The organism is Bradyrhizobium sp. USDA 4473, assembly GCF_054063335.1.
This window is the reverse complement of the sequence record NZ_JBSSGE010000001.1, coordinates 7,694,056-7,710,225: the sequence shown is the minus strand read 5'-3', so window position 1 is coordinate 7,710,225 and position 16,170 is coordinate 7,694,056. Positions and strand designations below refer to the sequence as shown.

Annotated in this window: 15 protein-coding genes; 6 read left to right on the top strand and 9 right to left on the bottom strand. The window is 65.6% G+C overall.

Annotated features, from left to right (window positions below):
- Positions 1-23: 23 nt before the first annotated feature.
- Genes ACVW17_RS36095 through ACVW17_RS36070 form a run of 6 tightly spaced genes read right to left on the bottom strand, consistent with a single transcriptional unit; the run spans position 24 to position 6,823 of the window.
- On the bottom strand, positions 24-1,070 hold the full coding sequence (locus tag ACVW17_RS36095) for a branched-chain amino acid ABC transporter permease (RefSeq protein ID WP_456798707.1): 1,047 nt from the start codon (positions 1,068-1,070) through the stop codon (positions 24-26).
- Complete coding sequence (locus tag ACVW17_RS36090; protein WP_456749453.1) at positions 1,070-1,942, bottom strand: branched-chain amino acid ABC transporter permease; 873 nt, start codon at positions 1,940-1,942, stop codon at positions 1,070-1,072. Before ACVW17_RS36090 ends, ACVW17_RS36095 begins: the two co-directional genes overlap by 1 nt.
- Positions 1,943-3,874: an AMP-dependent synthetase/ligase gene (locus tag ACVW17_RS36085; protein WP_456798706.1), complete on the bottom strand. Its 1,932-nt coding sequence runs from the start codon at positions 3,872-3,874 to the stop codon at positions 1,943-1,945. It abuts the gene before it with no gap.
- Positions 3,874-4,668, bottom strand: coding sequence for an ABC transporter ATP-binding protein (locus ACVW17_RS36080; RefSeq protein WP_456798705.1), 795 nt, complete (start codon positions 4,666-4,668; stop codon positions 3,874-3,876). The genes ACVW17_RS36085 and ACVW17_RS36080 overlap by 1 nt, the downstream gene beginning before the upstream one ends.
- On the bottom strand, positions 4,665-5,507 hold the full coding sequence (locus ACVW17_RS36075; RefSeq protein ID WP_456798704.1) for an ABC transporter ATP-binding protein: 843 nt from the start codon (positions 5,505-5,507) through the stop codon (positions 4,665-4,667). Before ACVW17_RS36075 ends, ACVW17_RS36080 begins: the two co-directional genes overlap by 4 nt.
- A gap of 5 nt (positions 5,508-5,512) precedes the next feature.
- Complete coding sequence (locus tag ACVW17_RS36070; RefSeq protein ID WP_456798703.1) at positions 5,513-6,823, bottom strand: phytoene desaturase family protein; 1,311 nt, start codon at positions 6,821-6,823, stop codon at positions 5,513-5,515.
- A gap of 253 nt (positions 6,824-7,076) precedes the next feature.
- Between ACVW17_RS36070 and ACVW17_RS36065 the strand changes: the two genes are divergently transcribed.
- The 5 genes from ACVW17_RS36065 (at position 7,077) to ACVW17_RS36045 (ending at position 10,544) form a co-directional block, all read left to right on the top strand.
- Complete coding sequence (locus tag ACVW17_RS36065; RefSeq protein WP_456798702.1) at positions 7,077-7,712, top strand: TetR family transcriptional regulator; 636 nt, start codon at positions 7,077-7,079, stop codon at positions 7,710-7,712.
- 167 nt (positions 7,713-7,879) lie between these two features.
- Entirely contained in the window at positions 7,880-8,368 is a 489-nt protein-coding gene (locus tag ACVW17_RS36060) for a DUF417 family protein (RefSeq protein WP_456798701.1), read from the top strand.
- Positions 8,369-8,567: 199 nt separating this feature from the next.
- Entirely contained in the window at positions 8,568-8,720 is a 153-nt protein-coding gene (locus ACVW17_RS36055; protein WP_456798700.1) for a hypothetical protein, read from the top strand.
- A gap of 179 nt (positions 8,721-8,899) precedes the next feature.
- Positions 8,900-10,030: a serine hydrolase gene (locus ACVW17_RS36050; RefSeq protein ID WP_456749437.1), complete on the top strand. Its 1,131-nt coding sequence runs from the start codon at positions 8,900-8,902 to the stop codon at positions 10,028-10,030.
- A 151-nt stretch (positions 10,031-10,181) separates the two neighbouring features.
- Positions 10,182-10,544 carry a hypothetical protein gene (locus ACVW17_RS36045; RefSeq protein ID WP_456798699.1) on the top strand — a complete coding sequence of 121 codons (363 nt, stop codon included), beginning with the start codon at positions 10,182-10,184 and terminating at the stop codon, positions 10,542-10,544.
- Positions 10,545-10,556: 12 nt separating this feature from the next.
- Here ACVW17_RS36045 and glgA read toward each other — a convergent pair whose 3' ends face one another.
- Positions 10,557-12,011, bottom strand: a complete 1,455-nt coding sequence (gene glgA / locus ACVW17_RS36040; RefSeq protein ID WP_456798698.1) for a glycogen synthase GlgA — start codon at positions 12,009-12,011, stop codon at positions 10,557-10,559.
- Entirely contained in the window at positions 12,008-13,270 is a 1,263-nt protein-coding gene (gene glgC, locus ACVW17_RS36035; protein ID WP_456749434.1) for a glucose-1-phosphate adenylyltransferase, read from the bottom strand. The genes glgA and glgC overlap by 4 nt, the downstream gene beginning before the upstream one ends.
- A gap of 258 nt (positions 13,271-13,528) precedes the next feature.
- Between glgC and ACVW17_RS36030 the strand changes: the two genes are divergently transcribed.
- Positions 13,529-14,761 carry a rhodanese-like domain-containing protein gene (locus ACVW17_RS36030; RefSeq protein WP_456798697.1) on the top strand — a complete coding sequence of 411 codons (1,233 nt, stop codon included), beginning with the start codon at positions 13,529-13,531 and terminating at the stop codon, positions 14,759-14,761.
- A gap of 219 nt (positions 14,762-14,980) precedes the next feature.
- On the opposite strand, the gene ACVW17_RS36025 is transcribed toward ACVW17_RS36030, so the two are convergent.
- Positions 14,981-15,985, bottom strand: coding sequence for a hypothetical protein (locus tag ACVW17_RS36025; RefSeq protein ID WP_456798696.1), 1,005 nt, complete (start codon positions 15,983-15,985; stop codon positions 14,981-14,983).
- Positions 15,986-16,170 lie beyond the last annotated feature (185 nt).

The window sequence follows — 16,170 nt, the reverse complement described above, 5'->3', positions numbered from 1 at the left end:
TCCTCATGGTGTTTTCTTTTTTGTTAGTAGCGCAGCGGCCAGTGCACCCAGGTCCGCTTGATGTCGTGCCAGGCGCCGACCAGCCCCCTCGGCTGGAAGCGCAGGAACAGGATGATGACGAGGCCATAGAGCATGCTCTTCAGCTCCTGCGCCCCGGTCGTGAAGACAGCGTCCATCTGCGCGCTGAACAGGCTGAAGACGAGCCGTGTCGCCTCCGGCAGCAGCACGATCAGGATGGTGCCGAGCACGGCGCCGAGCGCCGAGCCGAGGCCGCCGACGATCAGGATCGCCAGCGCCTCGATCGAGAGCAGGAACGGAAAGCCTTCGACGCTGACGAAGGAGAGATAGATGCCGTAGAGCGCGCCGGCGATGCCGGTGATGAAGGCCGAGCTGACGAAGGCGAGCAGCTTGTAGGCGTGCAGGTTGATGCCCATGACGCGGGCCGCGGTGTCGTTGTCCCTGATCGCGACGAAGGCGCGGCCGACCCGGCTGCGGCGGATGTTGAGCGTGGCGAACAGCGTCAGCGCCGCGATCGCGAGGCAGAGATAGGTGAACGCGGCATCGCTCTCGAAGCTGATGCCGAAGATGTCGGGGCGCGGCACCTGGATGCCGCGCGCGCCGTTGGTGAGCCAGCGCATCTCCAGGATCACGGTGTTGATGATGAAGGAGAAGGCGAGCGTGGTGATCGCGAGATAGAGCCCCTTCAGCCGCAGCGACGGCGCGCCGACGACCAGGCTCGCCAGCGCCGGCACCGCGCCGGCGCCGAGGAAGCCGACCAGCGGCGGCAGGTGATATCTCGATACCAGCACCGCATAGGCATAGGCGCCGGTGACGAGGAAGCCGACATGGCCGAGCGAGATCAGGCCGGTATAGCCGGTGAGGATGTTGAGCCCGAGCGCGCCGGTCACCGTGATCAGGATGATGATCACGAACGACAGCGCGTAGGAGTTCAACACAAACGGCGCTGCGATCAGCGCCAGCAGCAGCACCGCCGACCACAGCCACACCGGCGGGGAATCGATCAGCGCGACCAGCTCGCCATAGCTCTGCTTGTAATCGCCCGTGCGCATCACACCCTCTCGATGTCGCGTTCGCCGAAAATGCCGAACGGGCGCACCATCAGCACCACGATGATCATGGCAAAGCCCGCGACCTCCTTCATGCCGGAGCCGAGATAGCCGCCCGCCAGGTTCTCGGTGATGCCGATCAGGAGGCCGCCGAGGCCGGAGCCGAGCACTGCGTCGAGCCCGCCCAGGATCGTGGCCGGAAACGCCTTCAGCCCGAGCTGGAACATCGCCGGCGACAGGTCGTAGGACAACGCGAAGAACACCCCGCCGATGCCGGCGATCACCGAGGAGGCGGCCCAGGCCAGCGCATGGACCTTCGTGGCGCTGATACCCATCAACAGCGCGGTGCGGTCATCGGCCGCGACCGCGCGCATCGCGACGCCGACCTTGCTGTAACGGAAGAAGGCCCAGATCGCGGCGAGCAGCAAAAGCAGCGTCGCGATCACGGCAATCTGCCCGGTGCGCACGCCGATGCCGCCGAGATGCACGATGCCGCGGCCCATTCCGAGCTCGAGGCCGTGCGGATAGGCGTCCCAGATGAAATTGATGGCCGAGCGCAGGATCACCGCGAGCCCGATCGTCACCATCACGGTCGCGAACACCGGCTCGCCCAGCATCGGCCGCATCACCAGCCGCTCGATGACGAGCCCGAGCACGACCGCGGCGAGGATCGCGCCGATCGCGACCACGACCACATTGCCGCTGACCGTGGTCGAGATGGTCCAGGCGATATAGGCTGTGATCATGGTCATCTCGCCCTGCGCGAAATTGACCAGCCCGGTCGACTTGTAGATCACCGCAAAGCCCATCGCGATCAGGCCGTAGATCGCACCGATCGCGAGCCCCGAGATCAGGAGCTGGATAAGGTACTGCATTCAGCCCTCCGCCCGGTAGATGATCGCGAGCTCGCGCGCGAACTTCTTCTCGATCATGGCGCGGCGCACCTTCTGCGTCGCGGTCAGCTCGCCATCGTCATGGTCGAGCTCCTTTTCGAGGATGGCGAAGCGCCTGATGTTCTCGACCCGGGCAAAGCGCTTGTTGGTTTCGTTGACGACGCGTTCGACCAGCTCGTGCACTTCAGCGAGCTGCGACAGCGACTTGTAGTTGGTGTAGGCCAGCGCCCGGTCGCGGGCCCAGCGGCCGACAGTGTCGTAATCGACCTGGATGATGGCGCCGAGATACTTCCTGGCCTCGCCGACCACGATCGCCTCCTTGATGAATTCGGAATCCTTCAGCGCATTCTCGATCTCGGATGGCGCGATGTTCTTGCCGCCGGCAGTGATGATGATCGCCTTCTTGCGGTCGACCACGGCGATCTCGCCATTGTCTGTTATCTCGACAATGTCGCCGGTGCGCAGCCAGCCGCCTTGTTCCAGCGACGCGGTGGAGGCCTTCTCGTCGAGGAAGTAGCCCTTGAAGACGCCGGGGTTGCGCAGCAGGATCTCGCCGTCGGGATCGAGCTTCCATTCGGTCTGCGGCAGCGGCACGCCGCAGCCGCCGATCCGGTGATGGCTCTCGGTTTGGATGAAGGCGACGCCGCCGCTCTCGGTGAGGCCATAGCCCTGCGACACCGGCCGGCCGATGATGTCGAAGAAGCGCAGCGTCTCCGGCGAGATCGAGGCGCCGGCGCAGAGCCGGTGCCGGCTATGCGCGAAGCCGAGATGGCGCTGCAAATTGCGGAACATGAGCACATAGAGCAGGCCATAGGCCAGGCGATCGAGCAGGTTCTCCTTGCCGGCCTGGCGGCGGTCGGACAGCACGCGGCCCCAGCCGAGGCAGGCCCTGGTGAAGCCCTGCCGCAGCCGGCCGCTCTCGCCGAGCCGGAACAGAAAGCCCTGCTGCAGCTTCTCGTAGATGCGCGGCACGCCGACAAAGAAAGTCGGCGCGATCTCGCGGATGTTGATCGCGACCGTGTCGATCGACTCGGCGAACGAGACGGTGCCGCCGAGCACCAGATGCGTCACCGTGCCGTAGCAGCGCTCGGCGACGTGGCACAGCGGCAGATAGCTCACCGCCTCGAACGGCTTGTCGGCGATCCCCACAGTTTTGGCGTAGGCGTAGGCCGCGTAGACCAGATTGCGGTGGGTCAGCATCGCGCCCTTCGGCGGGCCCGTCGTGCCCGAGGTGTAGACCAGGATGCAGACATCGTCGGGCGCGCCCTGGCTGATCAGCCGGTCGAGGGTCGCGTTGGCCGGGTTCGCCTCGGCATAGGCCTTGCCGCGCGCGCACAATGCATCGAACGCCATCAGCTCGGACTGCCGATAGTGCCGCAGCCCCTTCATGTCGATGCAGACGATGGCCTCGAGGTCCGGCAGGCCGCCATTGTTGGCCATCGCATCCAGCACCTTGTCGGTCTGCTCCTGATCGCCGGTGACGACGACGCGTGCGCCGGAATGCTTGACGATGTATTGCAGCTCGACCCAGGGATTGGTCGGATAGATGCCGACCGCGACCGCGCCGATCATCTGGGCGCCGAGATCGGCGTAAAACCATTCCGGCGTGTTCTCGCCGGCGATGGCGACGCGGTCGCCCGGCTTGATGCCGAGCGAGAGCAGGCCGAACGCGACCGCACGCGCAGTCTCGTAATAGTGCCGCCAGGAATACGGGTTCCAGATGCCGTAATCCTTCTCGCGCAGCGCCAGCGCATCGCCATGCATCGCGGCGCGCTGCCGCAGCAATTGCGGGATGGTGATGGCGGCATCCGCAAGTGCGGCCTGAAGCGCATCGGCGCTTGTCGCCGCCGGGTTGCGCAACGTGCTCGCCTGCAGCGGCGGATGAGCGGTGCGGAGACTGTCCAGCGTCGACATCACGCGCCTGCCTTTGCCATGGCCTCGGCGCGCTGGCCGCCAAGATAGGCCTCCGCCACCGCCGGATCGCGCCTGATCTCGTCGGGCGTGCCTTCGGCGATCTTGCGGCCGAAATTCAGCACATGAATGCGGTCGGAAATGTCCATCACGATCCGCATCTCGTGCTCGATCATCACGACGGTGACGCCGAGCTCGTCGCGGATATCGAGCACGAAGCGGGCGATGTCCTCGGTCTCCTCCTGGTTCATCCCGGACACCATCTCGTCGAGCAGCAGCAGCTTCGGCTCGCAGGCCAGCGCGCGGCCGAGCTCGACGCGCTTCTGCTGGCCGTAGGACAGCGTGCCGACCACGGCGTCCCTGATATGCTCGATCTCGAGGAATTCGACGATGTACTCGACGCGCTGCCGCGCCGCGATCTCCTCGTTCCGGGTGCGGCCGAAGAACACCACGGCGTCGAGCACGGTCGAGCGCAGATGGGTGTGGCGGCCGGTCAGGATGTTCTCGACCACGGTGCCGTGCTTGAACAGCGCCAGGTTCTGGAAAGTGCGGCCGATGCCGACGGCGGCGAACTTCCACGGCGAGATGGTCGCAAGGTCGATGCCGTCGAAGCCGATGCGCCCGCCGCTCGGCCGCAGCACGCCCGAGATCATGTTGAACAGCGTGGTCTTGCCGGCGCCGTTCGGGCCGATCACGCTGCAGATCTCGCCCGGCGCGACCTCAAGGCTGACGTCGGCGACCGCCTGCAGGCCGCCGAAGCGTTTTGAAAGCTTGTCGACCGTGAGCAACGCGGTCACGACAGCCACCGCTTGCGACGCTTGTAGTGCTTGACGTCGCGCAGGCTCTTGCGGCCGCCGGAGGAGACGCCGAGGTAGAATTCCTGGACGTCCTCGTTGGCGGCGAGCTTCTTGGCCGTGCCGTCGAGCACGACGCGGCCGGTCTCCAGGATGTAGCCGTAGTCGGCGATGTCGAGCGCGCGCTGCGCGTTCTGCTCGACCAGGAGCACCGTCATCTTCAATTCGTCGCGCAGGCGCACGATCACCTCATAGATCCGGTCGATGATCAGCGGCGCGAGGCCGAGCGACGGCTCGTCGAGCGCCAGCAGCACCGGATCGGTCATCAGCGCGCGGCCGATCGCGAGCATCTGCTGCTCGCCGCCGGACATGTAGCCGGCGATCTGGTCGCGCCGCTCGTAGAGCCGCGGGAACAGCGCGAACACCTTGTCGCGGCGCTCGCGCGCCTCGGCGCCGGTCCTGGTGTAGCCGCCCATTTGCAAATTCTCGTCGATGGTCAGCGCCGCGAACACGCGGCGGCCCTCCGGCACCTGCACGATGCCGCGGCGCACCAGCTCGTCCGGCGCGAGGCGATGCACCTCGTCATTGCGGAAGCGGATGCTGCCGTTCTCGATCACGCCTTCCTCGGTATAGAGGATGCCGGACATCGCCTTCAGCAGCGTCGACTTGCCGGCGCCGTTGGAGCCGAGCAGGGCGACGATGCTGCCTTCGCCCACCGCGATCGAGACGTCGCGGATCGCCTCGATCGCGTTGTCGTAGACGATCCGGACGTTGCGGAATTCGAGCAGGGCATCCTGCGCCGGCGCGGCCTGCGGCGTCGGATGAGGGATCGTCGTCGGCATCGTGCTCAGCCCCGGCCCGCCGCGCGGCGCGGCCGCGCACCGAGGATCGTATCGGTGACGATCTTGGCGGTCTCGGCGCAAGCCTGCGTGCCGCCATTGCCGTATTGCTTCACCGCGTCGCCGACGCACCACAGGCCCGCGATGCCGGTCTCGCGCGGCAGGTCGTAACCGGCGCAGCTGCGTTGCGCCGGCCAGTCGTCGCGCATCACCCGGATCGACAGGATTCTTGCCTGGTCGAAATTGGCGAACTGCTCGCGCAGATCTTCCAGCGCGAACGCGACCTCGGCATCGCCATCGAAATCGCCGAGCGCGGGCACCGGCACCGCGTAGGCGACATAGAGGTGCCAGCCGGGCGGCGCGAGCTCCGGACAGGTCGCGGACAGGTTGGCCATGTTGCAGAGCCGGCGCGTCTTGCCGAAGGTGACGATGCCGGGGTGGTTGATCAGCGGCTCGCGGCTCGCGATATTGATGACGATATTGGCGGCCGGGCGAAGATCGCTCTTCACCTTGACGATATAGTCCGCCGGAAAAGCCTCACTGCCGGCGAGCGCGACGGTGGCCTTCGGCCCCGCATTGCTGATGACGAGATCGGTGTCGATCCGCATGTGCTCGCCGTTCCGAAGAACAGTGACGCCCTCGACGCGGCCATTGGACGTGTGGATCGCCGTCGCCGGCGTACCGAGCCAGATGTCGCCGTTGCGCCGGACGGCGCTGCCGAGGCTGTTCCAGACGCCGATCGTGCCCTGAGGGCAGAAGCCGAACTTCTTGAAGGCGCCCTTGCTGGTGAAATAGGTGAGGAAGGCGCGAGCCGGCAGCTCGGCGGCGTTGCAGGCGAAGATCGCCGCGCAGAGGTTGCGGAACAGCGCATGCACCGTAGCGTTGCTGGTGTAGCCCTTCAGCCAATCCTCGGTCGATTGCCGCCCGTCGGGCAGATTGCCGGAGCGCGCATCGGCGAATTTCTCCAGGATGCGCGAGGCCTGTTTTGTGAGCTGCCCGAGCAGCAGCGACCAGCCGCCGCGGCCGACGTCGATCACCTTGCCGTCGATGAAGAACGAGCTCGCGGGCTCCGGCGCGCGAATGTCGAGCGGTGCGCCGACGGTGTGGAAGGTCTCCTCGAACACGCCGCCGAACTCGATCGCGATCGCGCCGATATTGACCTTGAAGCCGTCGATCTCCTCGGTCGAGGCGCGGCCGCCTAGCCGGTCCTTGTCGTCGACAACCAGCGTATGCAGCCCGCCATGGGCGAGGCGCGCCGCCGCGCACAGCCCGCCGGCACCGGCTCCGATCACGACAGCATCGACCTTGTGAGCATCCACGCGCAGCCTCCCTCGATGCCGCCGGGTTGGTCCCGGCGTGTGCAATCCGCTTGCTTGACGGCAGGCATTCTAATATAATCCGACCGGTCGTTCAAATTATTTTTTGACGCAGGCCAATGGACCGGCGCCGCTTGATCGACGAGTTCTGGTGGATGGTGCCCGCAAAGGGGAGGAGGGCGCGCGGTGGGGGTAGTATAGAGAGACGGGTGCCGCCCGATTCCGGCGACGCCGATGGTGCACGAAAGAGACGGGTATGGCGCGGACGCGCTCGGAAAACTACGACGAGATCCAGCAGGGCATTCTCACCACCGCCTGCGGCCTGTTCGCGCGGCAGGGCTATATGCGCGCCTCGATCGCCGACCTTGCCGATGCCTGCAAGCTGTCGCGCGGCGCGCTGTATCACTATTTCGACTCGAAGGAAGCGATCCTGTTCGCGATCCTCGATGCGCATATCCGCGAGATGATCGCCGACGTCGATGCCGCGATGGCCGGCAAGGCGACGACGCTGGAGCAGTTCCGCGCCGCAATCCAGGCCATCGTCGCGCTCAATGCGCGCTCCAGCGACGAGCAGCGCGTGATCCTCAACGACCTCTCGTTCCTCGGCGAGACCGAGCAGGATGCGATCAAGGCGCTGGAGCGTCAGCTGGTCGACACCATCGCCGATCTTCTGGTCAGGCTCGACAAGGAAGGCAAGATCGTCAAGCGGACCAAGAAGATCTACAGCATGATGCTGTTCGGCATCTTGAACTTCAGCCACACCTGGTACGATCCGAAAGGCGGAATCGATCCGACCGAGTTCGCCGACATGGTGGTGGACCTGTTCCTGTACGGTTTCACCATGCCGGTGCCGGCGAAGGATGCCGCGCGGCCGCTGCGCCAGCGTGCGTGAGGCCGCGGCGCCGGCTGGCTACAGTCTTCATCACCTCGCCCGCACATCCTTGTGAAGGCCGCGACGTGGTGCCGCGCGTAACACGCGTGCGCCGCGCCGCGTAGTCCTGCCACGAACGCCGCAACCGCGGCTGATGGCGGCATTACAGCGAGGGAAGAGGCATCCACATGAATCTGTCGTTCAACATCGCCGAACGAGGCGAGGGGTCTTTTCGTCTGCTCGCGATCCTGCGCTGGGTCATGGTGGTGATCTTCGTGTCGTTCGGCATGCAGAAGTTCACGCTGCAATCGGCGCAAGGCATCGCGCAATTCATCAGCAACAGCCCGTTCGTCTCGTGGCTGTCGGTGTTCGGTCTCCGCGGCGAAGCCTATGTGCTCGGTGTCACCGAGTTCGGCATCGCCGTGCTGCTTGCCGCCGGCGCATTCAACCCGATGCTGTCCGCGATCGGCGCGCTGATGGGCGTGATCACCTTCGCGGTGACGTGGTCGTTCTTCTTCACCACGCCGGGCGTGGTCACATGGAGCTTGTCGACCGATCCGATGGCCTGGAACCTGGCCGGCGAGTTCCTGTTCAAGGACATCGTGCTGCTCTGCGTCTGCCTCGTGCTGCTGCTGGCGTCGTTGCCGGGGCGGATCATCCGCTCGCGCGCGGCATAGTCGCGTCTCTCGCGCGGTCGATGGTTAATCCATGCTTAATCGTGGCATCGCGCGCATCCGGCATCTGGAACAGGACAATTCGTCGCAGACCGCAATGTCTTGTCACTCGAATCCGATGCGGCTATGCAACCCTTGATTGACGAATTGTTGCTAGTAGGAAACGGTCCCCGGTTGGGAGCTGAATGTGACGAAGTCAGACATGTCGACGGTCGGCCCGGCAAGCGTTGGTCTTGCCCATCCGTCGAAGCTTACCCCCGGCATTTTCAAACGCCCCGCATTTTTTGATGTCATTGCAGTTCCCGCGCCGTGGCTGGAGTGGGAGGGCGGTCGCGATCGCGACGTCCGGCAGTGACCGCCGGAACCGCGATCGGGCCGCCCGTTCCCCGGCCGGGGCGGATCACGCTGGAATGCGCGCAATCGTGAATGCGGGCCGACCGGTTCCGTCGCTAGGATCGCGATGTCGCCATCTCTTGATGGCTGAACAGGCCCGCCCGCGGGTCACATCGCAACATCGTCCCGATTTCAGTCTTTATGAGACAATGGCTTCTCGTCCGGATCGTCACCGTCCTGCTTGCCGCAGCTGTTAGCGCGCTTGCGACGGCGCGCGCGGATTCCGACATGGATGCGCAGATCAGGGATATCGTCACGACGGAACTCGCGCCGACCGCGACGCCCGCCGATCCCGGAGGCCTTGCCGCGGCGGTCTACGCCGGCGGCCAGGTGACCTTCTTCACCTACGGCCTTGCTGACGTTGCGCGGAAGCAGCCGGTCACCCCGGACACCCTGTTCAATCTCGCTTCGCTGCGCAAGCTGTTCGAGGCGACGCTGCTCGCGCTCGGCGCCGAGCGCGGCGAATTGCGGCTCGACGATCCCGTCGAAAAGTATCTGCCCGAGTTGCACGGCGACTATATCAGCCGCGTCACCCTCGGCGAGCTCGTCAATCATACGTCCGGGCTGCTGCTGCCGACCGATCATCCGCCATGGCCGAACGAGACCTTCGGCCGCGATCAGTTCATTGCGATGCTCAATGCCTGGACGCCGCCTGACGGAGTAGCGCCCGGCAAGCAGCGCATCTACAGCCATGCCGGCTATGTGCTGCTGCAATTGGTGCTGGAGCGGCGCTATGGCACACCGATCGCGACGTTGATCGAAAGCCGCATCCTCACGCCGCTCGGCATGACTTCGACCTTCGTTCCCGAGCGTGCCGAGGACAATCGCGCGGTGCTCGCGCCGGAGATCATGCAGCGCATGGTTCAGGGTTACTCCCACGACGGTACGCCGATCGGGCCGCCCGGCAATCAGCAGAGCTATTATGATTTTGCAGGTACCGGCCAGATGTTTTCGTCGGCGCGCGATCTCGGCATCCTGCTCGGCGCCTGCCTCGACGGCGCGGCGATCGATCCCGAATTGCGTGCGGCATTGCAGGCGACCATGCGCGAGAGTTTTCGTGTCGATGCGAAGTTCGGCCAGGCGATGGCGTGGGAGCATGTGCGGCTCGATGGCGTCACCGTCATCGACAAGCCCGGCGGTCTCAACAATGCCTCGGCCTATATCGGCCTGGTGCCGGCGCGCAGGTTCGGCATCGTGCTGCTCGCCAATCGTGGCGACTATCCGCACGAGATCGCGCGCTACAAGATCCTGCCGGCGCTCGCGCGGCTCTGATCAAACCCTGATTCCCTAGCAACGCCGCGTGCCAATCCGATGACATGGCACGCGCGGCAGCGTAGGGGGCTGCATGCAAAAATTGTCATGGCACGGATCCATGATCGGCTGTATAAGCCGGTAGCTTCTTCTCCATTCTGAAGAGGCTGCTATGACTGATCTGCAAAATTCCGATTTGCACACTCCTGATCTGCACGCTCCCGATTTGCACAACACGGATCTTTACGGTTGGCTTTCGCAACAGCCGCACGGCTTGCGAACCTACCGAACCCTCCAGGACAAACTCGAGACCTTGAGCAGGCATCAGCCCGAGCAACGGGCGATGTGCCGGCTGCTGAGCGGCTTGGTCGGCAATTACATCGAGGCCTTCGATGAGGAGCCATTGCCTGTGGCGGTGGCCGACCGCGCCTATGGCCGGCTGCTCGATCTCCTCGCAAGCCTTGATTTCAAGGGAACTTCCGACCGCCGCCTCGCCGACATCAACCGCATCGCGTCCTGCGACCTGCTGACCTGATCGTGGCCTGAGTTACTTGCGCGCGGCGGCGAGCTCGCGATAGAGCGCGGCGTAGTGGCCGGCGCGATTGCGCCACGACACATCGGTGGCCATGCCGGCCTGTTGCAGCCGGCGCCAGGTCACCTTGTCGTTGAACAGCAGGTTCGCCGTGCGCAAGCCATGGGCGAGCGCTTCCGAGGTGACGGGTGCGAATTTGACGCCGGTTGCGGCACTGCCTGTGACTGCGGCTTCATCGAAGCCCAGCACGGTGTCGGCAAGGCCGCCGACATTGGCGACGACAGGGACGGCGCCGTAGCGCAGCGCGCAGAGCTGGGTGAGGCCGCACGGCTCGAACCGCGACGGCACCGCAAGCGCATCGGAGCCGGCCTGGATCAGATGCGCCAGCGTCTCATCATAGCCGATCACGACGGCGATCCGCCCGGGATTGTCGTGCGCCAGCGCGGTGTAGCGGTCCTGCAGATCGCGATCGCCGCTGCCGAGCAGCGCGAGCTGAATGCCTTCGCCGAGCAAGGTCGGAATGTTCTCGAGCAGGAGGTCGAGGCCCTTCTGCCACGACAGCCGGCTGATGACGCCGAGCAGCATTGCCTCCGGCGCCGGATCGAGGCCGAAGCGCCGCTGCAGCGCCGTCTTGTTGGCGGCCCGCTCGGCGATCTGCCCGGCGCCGAAGCGTGCCGCGATGTCGGGATCGGTGGCCGGATTCCAGACGTCGATATCGATGCCGTTGAGGATGCCGCTCAGCACGTCGGCCCGTTCGCGGAGCAGGCCGCCGAGCCCCATGCCGCCTTCGTCGCTCTGGATCTCCTGCGCATAGGTCGGCGACACCGTGGTGATGCGATCGGCGAATTGCAGGCCGGCCTTCAAGAGACTGACGGTGCCGTAATATTCGACGCCGTGCAGCGAGTAGGCTTGGTCCGGCAGGCCGAAGGCGGCGAGCATGTCCGGCGAGAACTGTCCCTGATAGGCGAGGTTGTGCACGGTCATCACCGTGCCCGGCCGTTTGGGCCCGCCATAATGCAGATAGGCCGGCGCAAGCCCGGCCTGCCAGTCATGCGCGTGCACGATGTCGGGGACGAATGACGGGATCGCACCGCGGCCGATTTCGGCCGCCATCCGCGACAGCGCCGCAAAGCGGATGCCGTTGTCGGGCCAGTCGCGTCCGTCGGGGCCGACATAGGGATTGCCGGGGCGGGCATAGAGATGCGGCGCGTCGAGCGCGAACAGGTCGAGGCCGCCATGGCTGCCGCCGAGCACGCGGATCGGCCCGCCGTAGAATTCCGGCCAATGCAGCAGCGTCTGTGCGGAGGCCAGCGCGTCGAGCACGGCCGGATAGCCGGGCACCAGCGTCCGCGTCGCGACGTCATGCCCTTGCAGCGCCGCCGGCAGGGCGCCGACCACATCGGCGAGGCCGCCGGTCTTGACGATCGGATAGACTTCCGAGGCGACCGCGAGGACGCGCAGCTGCGTCATGTCCCGAGCCTGTCGATCATCGGCTGGGTGATCAGCGTGATGCCGTGCTCGGTGGTGCGGAAGCGCTTGCCGTCGAACTCGGGATCCTCGCCGACCACGAGTCCCTCCGGAATCCGCACGCCGCGATCGATCACGACGTTCCTCAGGCGGGCGCCGCGGCCGACATTGACATAGGGCATGATCACCGCATTCTCGACATTGGCGTAGGAGTTGACGTGGACGCCGGTGAACAGCAGCGAGCGGCGCAGCGCCGCGCCGGAGATGATGCAGCCGCCCGAGACCAGCGAGGTCACCGCCTGCCCGCGCCGGCCATCCTCGTCATGGACGAATTTGGCCGGCGGCGTGATCTCGGCATAGGTCCAGATCGGCCATGAGCGATCGTAGAGATCGAGCTCCGGCACCACGTCGGTGAGATCGATATTGGCGGCCCAATAGGCATCGACGGTGCCGGCGTCGCGCCAATAGGCGCGCGGATCGTCGCCGGAGCGGACGCAGGAATCGTTGTACTGATGCGCGATCGCGCGGCCGTGCTTCACGATGTAGGGAATGATGTCCTTGCCGAAGTCGTGGGCCGAGTTCGGGTCGGCGGCATCGCGGCGCAATTCGTCGAACAGGAATTCCGAATTGAAGACATAGATGCCCATGCTGGCGAGCGACTTGTCCGGCTTGCCCGGCATCGGCGGCGGGTCGGCCGGCTTCTCCAGGAAGGACTGGATCAGGCCGTTCTCGTCGATATGCATGATGCCGAAGCCGGAGGATTCCGCGCGCGGCATTTCCAGGCAGCCGACGGTGACGTCGGCGCCGCTCTCGACATGCTGCTTCAGCATGATCTCGTAGTCCATCTTGTAGACGTGGTCGCCGGCGAGCACCAGGATGTACTTGGTGCCGTGCGCCTCGATGATGTCGATGTTCTGGTAGACCGCATCGGCCGTGCCGACATACCACATCGTCTCCGAGACGCGCTGGCTTGCGGGCAGGATGTCGAAGCTCTCGTTTCGTTCCGGGCGGAAGAAGTTCCAGCCGCCTTGCAGATGCCGGATCAGGCTGTGCGCCTTGTACTGGGTCGCCACCGCGATGCGGCGGATGCCTGAATTCACCGCATTGGAAAGCGCGAAATCGATGATGCGCGACTTGCCTCCGAAATACACCGCCGGCTTGGCGCGCCTGTCGGTGAGCTCCTGAAGTCTGCTGCCGCGTCCGCCGGCCAGCACGAAGGCGAGGGCGTGACGCGACAATGGTTCATTTACGACGGTTCTCATGGTCATCCTCCCAGAACTTCAGGCGTGGCCCCGCTGCCTCCTCTTGTCTGGAAGGCCTGATCGGGCGTCAACGGGGCCGATTGGGAACGTAGCAAGCGCGCCCCGGTTGAGCAAAGCGGATGATCAATTTTCGTTCCCCTGACCCGGCTCGTGAAGATCGGGGTTGCAGGCGGGTTAAGCCTATTGACGAGGCGCGATTTCGGCCTAGAGCAGGTCTGCGCATATCCCGCCCAAGGTCCCGTCCAAGGCCAGCATCTCATGACAGTTTCTTCGGTGACGCCTCAGACCGTCCGTGCAATGCTTCTGCTGGGCAGGGAGATCGCGCTGCTCGACGTCAGGCATGAGGCGGAGTTCGCCACCGGCCATCCGCTGTTCGCCGCCAACATGGCCGCCGGCCGGATCGCGCTCGAAGCCGAGCTGCGCTTGCCGCGCAAGGACGTGCCGATCGTGCTCTATGACAATGGTGAGGGACTGGTCGCAGCCGCGGCCGAGCAGCTGCAGGCACTGGGCTACGGCAATGTCGCCGCGCTCGAAGGCGGCTTGCAGGGCTGGAAGGCCGCCGGCCTCGAGGTGTTCGAGGACGTCAATTCCTATGCCAAGGCGTTCGGCGAGCTGGTCGAGGTGCGCAGGCATACGCCGTCGATGAGCGCCGACGAGGTCGCCGCGCTGATTTCAGCCAAGGCCAACATCGCGATCCTCGATGTGCGCCGGTTCGACGAATACGCCACCATGAACATTCCGGGCTCGGTCAGCGTCCCCGGCGCGGAGCTGGTGCTGCGCGCAGGGCGCGCGGCACCCGATCCCGACACCACCATCATCGTCAACTGCGCCGGTCGCACCCGCTCGATCATCGGCACGCAGTCGCTGATCAATGCCGGGTTGCCCAACAAGGTGCGGGCGCTGCGCAACGGCACGATCGGCTGGACGCTCGCGAAGCACGATCTCGAGCACGGCGCCGGCAAGCGCGGCGCGGTCGGGCCGTTCGCCGGCGCCGCCGACAATGCGCGCGACGTCGCCTATCGCGCCGGCGTCCGCCATATCGGTCCGGCCGAACTCGCCGCGCTGGAAGGCGACGCGCAGCGCACGCTGTATCGCTTCGACGTGCGCGATGCGGAGGAATATGCCGCCGGTCACCTGGCCGGATTCCGGCATTATGCCGGTGGCCAGCTGGTGCAGGAGATCGATATGGCAGCTCCCGTGCGCGGCGCGCGCATCGTGCTGACCGACGACAAAAGCATCCGCGCCGACATGACGGCGTCCTGGCTCGCGCAGATGGCGTGGGAGGTCTACGTGCTCGAAGGCGGCTATGACGGCCGGCTCGAGGTCGGTGCACCGCACGTCGTGCCGCGGCCCGATCCCGCGCACCGGTATCGGCGCCCTTACGAGGGCACCGGCGTCGCCGAGCAGGCGATGCAGGCCTATCTCGATTGGGAGTACGGGCTGGTCGAGCAGCTCCGTCGCGACGGCACGCATGGGTTTTATGTGATCTGAGGAGCGGCGAGACGCGGTTCGAGCTATGACCGCACCGCCCCTGCGCTCCCTCTCCCCGTTCTTACGACGATCTTACGGGGAGAGGGTTGGGGTGAGGGGCCTCTCGCGAGTTCGGGGACAGGCTGAGTTCGCCGAGGCTCCCCGTCACCCGTAACGCATCTGACGATGCGTTAGGGCCGCTCCCCGCACGCGGGGCGAGGTGAGCCAGCGGTCCGATCTCTACTTCGGCAGCGCCACCGGCGTCAGCGTGAACGGACCGGGGTCTTTTCCCTTGTTGTCGCCGATGATGTAGGACAGCTTGCCCTCGGCGATCCAGCCCGTGCCGCCGACCTCGGTCACCGAGACCGGCTCGGCGAGACCATCCTTGATGGTGTCGATGGCGGCCTCGCTGCCCGTCACGGTCACCTTGTCGAGCTTGCCGTTGCCCTCGATCAGCAGGAAGCCGCTGCCATGGGCACGCAGCGCGTCGGCATGATCGAGCGGCCGCGACGGCTTCAGCTCGGTCACCGTGCCCGCCTTGCCGTCCTTGACCTCGACCTTGAACAGCTTCGCGGGAATGAAGGTCGTGACGTAGATATTGCCGTCGGCGCCGATCGCGATGCCGTCGAGCCCGACGCCGTCCTTGGCTGGCGCGAGCTGCGGATCGGTGGCAAAGGTCGCAAGCGCTGTGGCGCCGGGCTTCAGGCTGTAGACGATCGGGGTGAAGGAGTCGCTGACATAGGCGGTGCCGTCGGCGCCGACCGCGATGTCGTTGCACAGCGATTTCGGATCGCTCAGCGCGAAGCTGCCTTTCGGTGCGCCGCTCTTGAGGTCGAAGGTCTTCAGCCAGGCGCCCTTGGTGTCGCTCGGTCCGGCGACGCCGAAGCCGGAGATGTCGTTGGAGCAGACATAGAGCGTGCCGCTCTTCTCGTCGGCCAGCACGCCGAGCGTCGAGCGGCTGTCGGCGGCACCCGGCTTGACCAGCTGCTCGGCCTTGCCGCCGGAAATCTTGGTCACGCCGCCATGGTTGAAGCTGCCGACGTATAGCGTGCCGTCGGAGGTCGAGGTCACGCTCTCCGGAAAGCTCTTGTCGGGCACGCCGACCGGCGCGGTTTCGGCGCGGGCTGCACCGACCGGATCGAGTGCAAGGATAAGGGCCGCAGCGCTCGCGAGCGATGCGCGGCGGATCCTGAGCAGTTCTCCCGTTGCGCGCGGATGTCCCGCGTCGCCATTCTTCGTTGTCATGATCGCGTTTCCTCGATGGATCCTGGTTGGACCAGGCAGGAATTGTCGAGGCGATCGTCTCCGGCCAATGGTTGTTGTCTGCAGGGTTCCCGGCCGGATTGTTTCACCCGCCTGCCTTGTCGGCTCGATATATACGATAGTATATAGCGTGAGGAAAGCTCGACGGCGGGAAAGCGGGTTTACGG

Coding starts and splice junctions, on each gene's coding strand:
- ACVW17_RS36095 (WP_456798707.1), bottom strand. CDS start 1,070: ATGCGCACGGGCGATTACAAGCAGAGCTATGGCGAGCTGGTCGCGCTG.
- ACVW17_RS36090 (WP_456749453.1), bottom strand. CDS start 1,942: ATGCAGTACCTTATCCAGCTCCTGATCTCGGGGCTCGCGATCGGTGCG.
- ACVW17_RS36085 (WP_456798706.1), bottom strand. CDS start 3,874: ATGTCGACGCTGGACAGTCTCCGCACCGCTCATCCGCCGCTGCAGGCG.
- ACVW17_RS36075 (WP_456798704.1), bottom strand. CDS start 5,507: ATGCCGACGACGATCCCTCATCCGACGCCGCAGGCCGCGCCGGCGCAG.
- ACVW17_RS36065 (WP_456798702.1), top strand. CDS start 7,077: ATGGCGCGGACGCGCTCGGAAAACTACGACGAGATCCAGCAGGGCATT.
- ACVW17_RS36060 (WP_456798701.1), top strand. CDS start 7,880: ATGAATCTGTCGTTCAACATCGCCGAACGAGGCGAGGGGTCTTTTCGT.
- ACVW17_RS36055 (WP_456798700.1), top strand. CDS start 8,568: ATGTCGACGGTCGGCCCGGCAAGCGTTGGTCTTGCCCATCCGTCGAAG.
- ACVW17_RS36050 (WP_456749437.1), top strand. CDS start 8,900: ATGAGACAATGGCTTCTCGTCCGGATCGTCACCGTCCTGCTTGCCGCA.
- ACVW17_RS36045 (WP_456798699.1), top strand. CDS start 10,182: ATGACTGATCTGCAAAATTCCGATTTGCACACTCCTGATCTGCACGCT.
- glgA (WP_456798698.1), bottom strand. CDS start 12,011: ATGACGCAGCTGCGCGTCCTCGCGGTCGCCTCGGAAGTCTATCCGATC.
- glgC (WP_456749434.1), bottom strand. CDS start 13,270: ATGAGAACCGTCGTAAATGAACCATTGTCGCGTCACGCCCTCGCCTTC.
- ACVW17_RS36030 (WP_456798697.1), top strand. CDS start 13,529: ATGACAGTTTCTTCGGTGACGCCTCAGACCGTCCGTGCAATGCTTCTG.
- ACVW17_RS36025 (WP_456798696.1), bottom strand. CDS start 15,985: ATGACAACGAAGAATGGCGACGCGGGACATCCGCGCGCAACGGGAGAA.